Origin of the sequence: Kitasatospora sp. NPDC058046 (assembly GCF_042885595.1) — a bacterium.
GTDB lineage: Bacteria > Actinomycetota > Actinomycetes > Streptomycetales > Streptomycetaceae > Kitasatospora.
On record NZ_JBHVRS010000064.1, the window covers coordinates 1 to 4,291 of the forward strand.

The following is a 4,291-nucleotide window of genomic DNA, read 5'->3' on the forward strand; positions in this document are numbered from 1 at the left end:
GGGCCCGTGCCTCGTCCAGATGCGGGTTGAGGCGTGCCGGGTGCGGCACGTAGAAGGACGGCAGTTCGAACGGCTGGGTCACGGCGGGCGGGCCTCCTCCGGACGGGCGACTGCGGAGACATGGGCCGGGTGGGTCACCGGGAACTCCGGTGGCGGATCCGGCCCCCGACTCGGCGGCGACGAGGAGTTCGTGACCAATGCGGAAGTTGCCCTTGACCACGCATTGGTTGTCAGCAGGATCTCTCGGTGGGAGACGTTTCGGCTCCTGCCGACGCGGTACCTGAAATCTCACGAACGATTTTTCCACCGCGTCTTATTCTCGGCCAGTTGGATCATTTTCTGTGAATGGGAGGAACTCTGGGACGTTCACGAAGCGTAACGTCGACACCTTTCCGATCGCAGTGGGTGATCTGGGAACATTTTCACCGATTCTCCTCCCGGGAGGCCGGTTTCAAACACCTCGGCCACGCCGCGTCCGATGGCGGCCGGGTGTACGCACGCTGCTATGCGGCCTGGTCGACAACGATGGATTCGGCAGCAGACCGGCGATCCCGGATTCGAAGGCACGGGAGCAAGTCGTTCCTGCCGTCCGCTTGGAAATATGGCTCAAGGCCTGCGCGGCAGGATAGCGGAGATTTTGTGAATTCGCTTCAACTCTCCTTCAAGGGACGAATCGTGAGGATCTGCTCGGCTCGGCCAACCGGGCCGCGGAGGTCGTGCAGCACGGTGCTGGTGACGCCGTGGCCGGCCGGGCCGAAGGTGACGCTGGTGTCCAGGCCGGTCCAGCGGCCCTCGGGGCGACGGTGAAAGTGGACAGTCAGGTCGACGTTGGGGAACATCCACTCTGAGGGGTCATGCCGCACGGCGATCCCGTTGGCGGTGTCCACCACTTTGAGGAAGGAGGCGTGCGGGCCACTAGTCTCTCCCGCGACCAGCTCGATCGGAGTAGACACCCAGGCGGCGGCGCGGCCCGGCGCGATCGCCCGGCGGCGAACATCGATCGAGGCAGCGTAGCCACCACGCCAGATTCGTTCCAGTGACCAGGGCGCGAATTCCGTCGGTGCGGGCAGCGGGTCGTCGTGAGTCCCAGCCACGGCGGTGGTGTCCAGTTCGGTCAGGAACCAGGCACGGGCCCGGACCACGGCACGCCCACCGATCACGGCGGTGGCCTCGACTAGCTCTATCGTGCGCCCGGGGCGGACGGTCTCCACCGCGATCTCGAACTCGTCGATGGCGATCCGGCCAAGGATGTCATAGCTGATCCGGGCCAACGCCAGGCCGTCCGCGCCCCGGCTGGCCCGGAAACGGTCGATCTCGTGCACGATCAGGCCGCCGAGTGGGTTGACGCTCTGCTCATTCTGGCCCCAGACGCCGTGCGTGTGAGCGGTGGGCGAGAAGGTCTGTTCGCCGGTGCGCCGGTAGTAACTGGCGAGCGCAGAGGTAGAGGTAGTCATGAGGGTTTCTCCACGGGGCGGACCATCGGCTGCCGGGCCGGCGCCGCTGTGACGGGCCCGTCGGCCCGACGGGTTCTCGGCGTTCGTCCTCCGGTGAGTGCTTGCGCGCGAGTGTCAGGCCGCCGGCCATGGGGAACAGGTCGGCTCCCGTCATGAACTCGGAACCGGCGGGGGAAGCGGACGGAGATTTCGAGTACGACGATGCCGTACTGCTCCCTGCCGGGGGAATCGGATTGCACCACGACACTGCTCATATCACCAGCTAACCGCTCTTCGCGACTGCCCGCGAAAGATGCCCACTGGCTCCTACCTCGTATCGGCCTCCGGCGCCCACGAGCATCTCGCGACCAGGAGGGCAGAGCCCGCAGGCGCGATCTCGACCCGCTACGTACCGGGCACTGCGACGTCGCCGTTGTCGGGGCAACCGAGTCCTGTCTCGCCGGACCACCTGACGGGCCAGAACCGGTCGCGAGACGGACGCCCCGACGGGGCCTCTTGCCCCTCCGGCACCCAGCGGGCCACCCGGCTGGTCCTCCTCATGACCGGCGGGCGCCCGGCGGACTGTCGATGCCTGCGCCCACGATGGCCGCCGCTGGCCATCGTGGGCGGCACAGTGACCCGCGTGAGAAGTTGGATCGCCTCGATGCGAAGGTGTCGACGGGCATCCTGCGCACCGATTGATGGACGGGCGGAGACCTACTCGGGCCGCGGCGATGGCACATGCAGTCCGCTGTCGGTCGCGGGGGGAGACACGTGGCCCGCACGTCTTCTTCCTGAAAGTGGTGGACACCGCCAACGGGATCGCCGTGTGGCATGACCCCGCTCGGCCCCCTGCCCGAGCACTGATCGGTCGATCTTGCCTGCGCTGTTCAGCGGAAGAGCGGCACGAGGGAGAAATATGCTCGGCACCATCGCTGACGGAAGCCGGGCGTTCAGGTATTTTCGGACCCGTCCAGGCAGCTGCGGATCGTCGGCGCTCTCTGTGGCGACGAACCAGGCCACCAGCTCGTCCGCCCTTCCAGCACGAAGGGCCAGCACGACTGCATCTCGGATTCCGGGGCAGATGCGCAGTTGGCTCTCCACCTCGTTCAGCTCGACCCGGTACCCGTGGACCTTCACCTGCCGGTCCTCGCGTCTGTGGAACTCCAGGTTCCCGTCGGAGCGCATGCTGGCCAGGTCTTCGGTGCGGTGGAAGGTCTCGGTAGCATCGCCCGCATGAAAGCGATGCTGCACGAAGCGTTCCGCCGTACGGACAGGGCCGCCGAGCTATCCCAAAGGCCAACCCGTCACCGCCTACCCATGGTTCACCTTTCTGACCGCTAGGTGTTCTGACCCGTGATGTCGTGATCAATCTTCGGGTTCTGCCCCGCTCCGGGGCAGAACCCGGTAGGACTGTTGGATGTGACGCGCAGGCAACTCACCGACGAGCAGTGGAGTTTGATCGAGCCCTATCTGCCGATCGGCAGGTTCGGGCCCTACCCCGAACGGCTTCGCGACCAGTTCGAGGGTGTGATCTGGCGGTTCCGCTCCAGTGCCCAGTGGCGGGAGATGCCCGAGGAGTTCGGCCCCTGGTCCACGGTCTTCGGCCGGTTCCGGGTCTGGCGAGACGCCGGCGTGTTCAGTGCCCTGCTCGAAGACCTGATCGCCGCGGCCGCCCGCGAGGGGAAGGCGGACCTGTCGTTGGCCAGCGTCGACTCCACGACCGTCCGGGCCCACCACGACGCCGCCGGGACGCTCGTCGACGACGATGTCATGCAGGCCCTGGAGGAGGCCGCGCGCGAGCAGGAAACAACCCGGCAAAAGGGGGCCAGTCGCAGGAACAGAACGGACAGGACGAGCGCAGACGCACCCGACGGCGACGCGAACTCCGCTTGAAGCATGCCCAGCTCGGCAGGTCACGGGGCGGGCTGACCAGCAAGGTCCATCTCGTCTCCGACCGCCGGTGCCGTCCGCTGGCACTCGTCCTGACCGCAGGGCAGGCCGGAGACACCCACTCACGCAGCACGTCGTGGACCTGGTTCGACGTGCCGTCGGCCGTCCCGGCGCGAACCACCGGTAGGCCACGTCCGACGGCGCGAGATCGTGCGGCACCAGCCGCCAGGCACATCCGCTGACCAGTACGTACAACACGGTGTCCACAACCAGCCTGCGCGGAAACTTCAGAGGACGGCCACCCCGACGCGGGTCCCGCTCCGGCAGCAGAGGCTCGATCACCAACCACTGGGCATCCGTCAACGACGAGTCGTAGGAAGGCTTGCACGCACAGACACACGACGGCGATCGTCGCGGATGCCTCGCCCGCGACGATCACCGCCAGTGCATCACGCCACGAAGTTGATCAATTACCCAACACTTTCTGAGCTTGACTCTGTCGGGGATCTTGTTCGCTGCCGTATCAGCTGACAGCACGCCAGGAACGTAGGCGCGGGATGTGCTGCTGGTCGAGGTGGTTCTGGAAGGCTGTCGGTCGTCGTGGAGGCGCGCATTCGCCGAGAGGCTGCCGGCTGAGTCGTTCGATGTTGACGGCGATGGCAGTGAGGACGTGTTGCAGGTGGGCCTTGGCCTGTCCGCGGTAGCGACATCGGCGCATACCGTGGCCGTGGGCGAATTCGCAGATGGTGCCCTCGATGCCGGAGCGGACCGCGTAGCGCTTGTGCCAGGCCGGGTCCTGCTGTTGCTGTTCGGCGCGGTTGCGCTGCTGGAGTTCGAGAAGCTCGCGCGGGGGAAAGCCCACGGTGCGCACGGCATCGCGGGAGGTGGTGCACTTGGCGCGTGCCGGGCAGGGCCGGCACTGACTCTTGGTGAAGCGGGCCACGATCAGCGGGGCGGCGGTCGGC

The 4,291-nt window shown here is 66.9% G+C and carries 3 protein-coding genes and 2 pseudogenes; 1 reads left to right on the top strand and 4 read right to left on the bottom strand.

Features of this window, described 5'->3' with window-relative positions; translation table 11 throughout:
• Positions 1-650: 650 nt before the first annotated feature.
• Positions 651-1,454, bottom strand: coding sequence for a thioesterase family protein (locus ACFVU7_RS45050; RefSeq protein ID WP_388052540.1), 804 nt, complete (start codon positions 1,452-1,454; stop codon positions 651-653).
• 696 nt (positions 1,455-2,150) lie between these two features.
• Positions 2,151-2,621, bottom strand: a complete 471-nt coding sequence (locus ACFVU7_RS45055) for a hypothetical protein (protein WP_388052546.1) — start codon at positions 2,619-2,621, stop codon at positions 2,151-2,153.
• A gap of 234 nt (positions 2,622-2,855) precedes the next feature.
• Between ACFVU7_RS45055 and ACFVU7_RS45060 the strand changes: the two are divergent.
• Positions 2,856-3,445, top strand: a pseudogene (locus tag ACFVU7_RS45060) (transposase); the annotation flags it as partial.
• Here the strand turns inward: ACFVU7_RS45060 and ACFVU7_RS45065 are convergent.
• Positions 3,442-3,689: pseudogene (locus ACFVU7_RS45065) on the bottom strand (transposase); the annotation flags it as partial. The pseudogenes ACFVU7_RS45060 and ACFVU7_RS45065 sit on opposite strands and share 4 nt — an antisense overlap.
• A 160-nt stretch (positions 3,690-3,849) precedes the next feature.
• The coding region (locus ACFVU7_RS45070; protein ID WP_388052543.1) for a transposase at positions 3,850-4,291 on the bottom strand (442 nt) is incomplete at its 5' end.

Excerpts from the sequence above, each read along its gene's own strand:
- ACFVU7_RS45050 (WP_388052540.1), bottom strand. The coding sequence starts at position 1,454 with ATGACTACCTCTACCTCTGCGCTCGCCAGTTACTACCGGCGCACCGGC.
- ACFVU7_RS45055 (WP_388052546.1), bottom strand. The coding sequence starts at position 2,621 with ATGCGCTCCGACGGGAACCTGGAGTTCCACAGACGCGAGGACCGGCAG.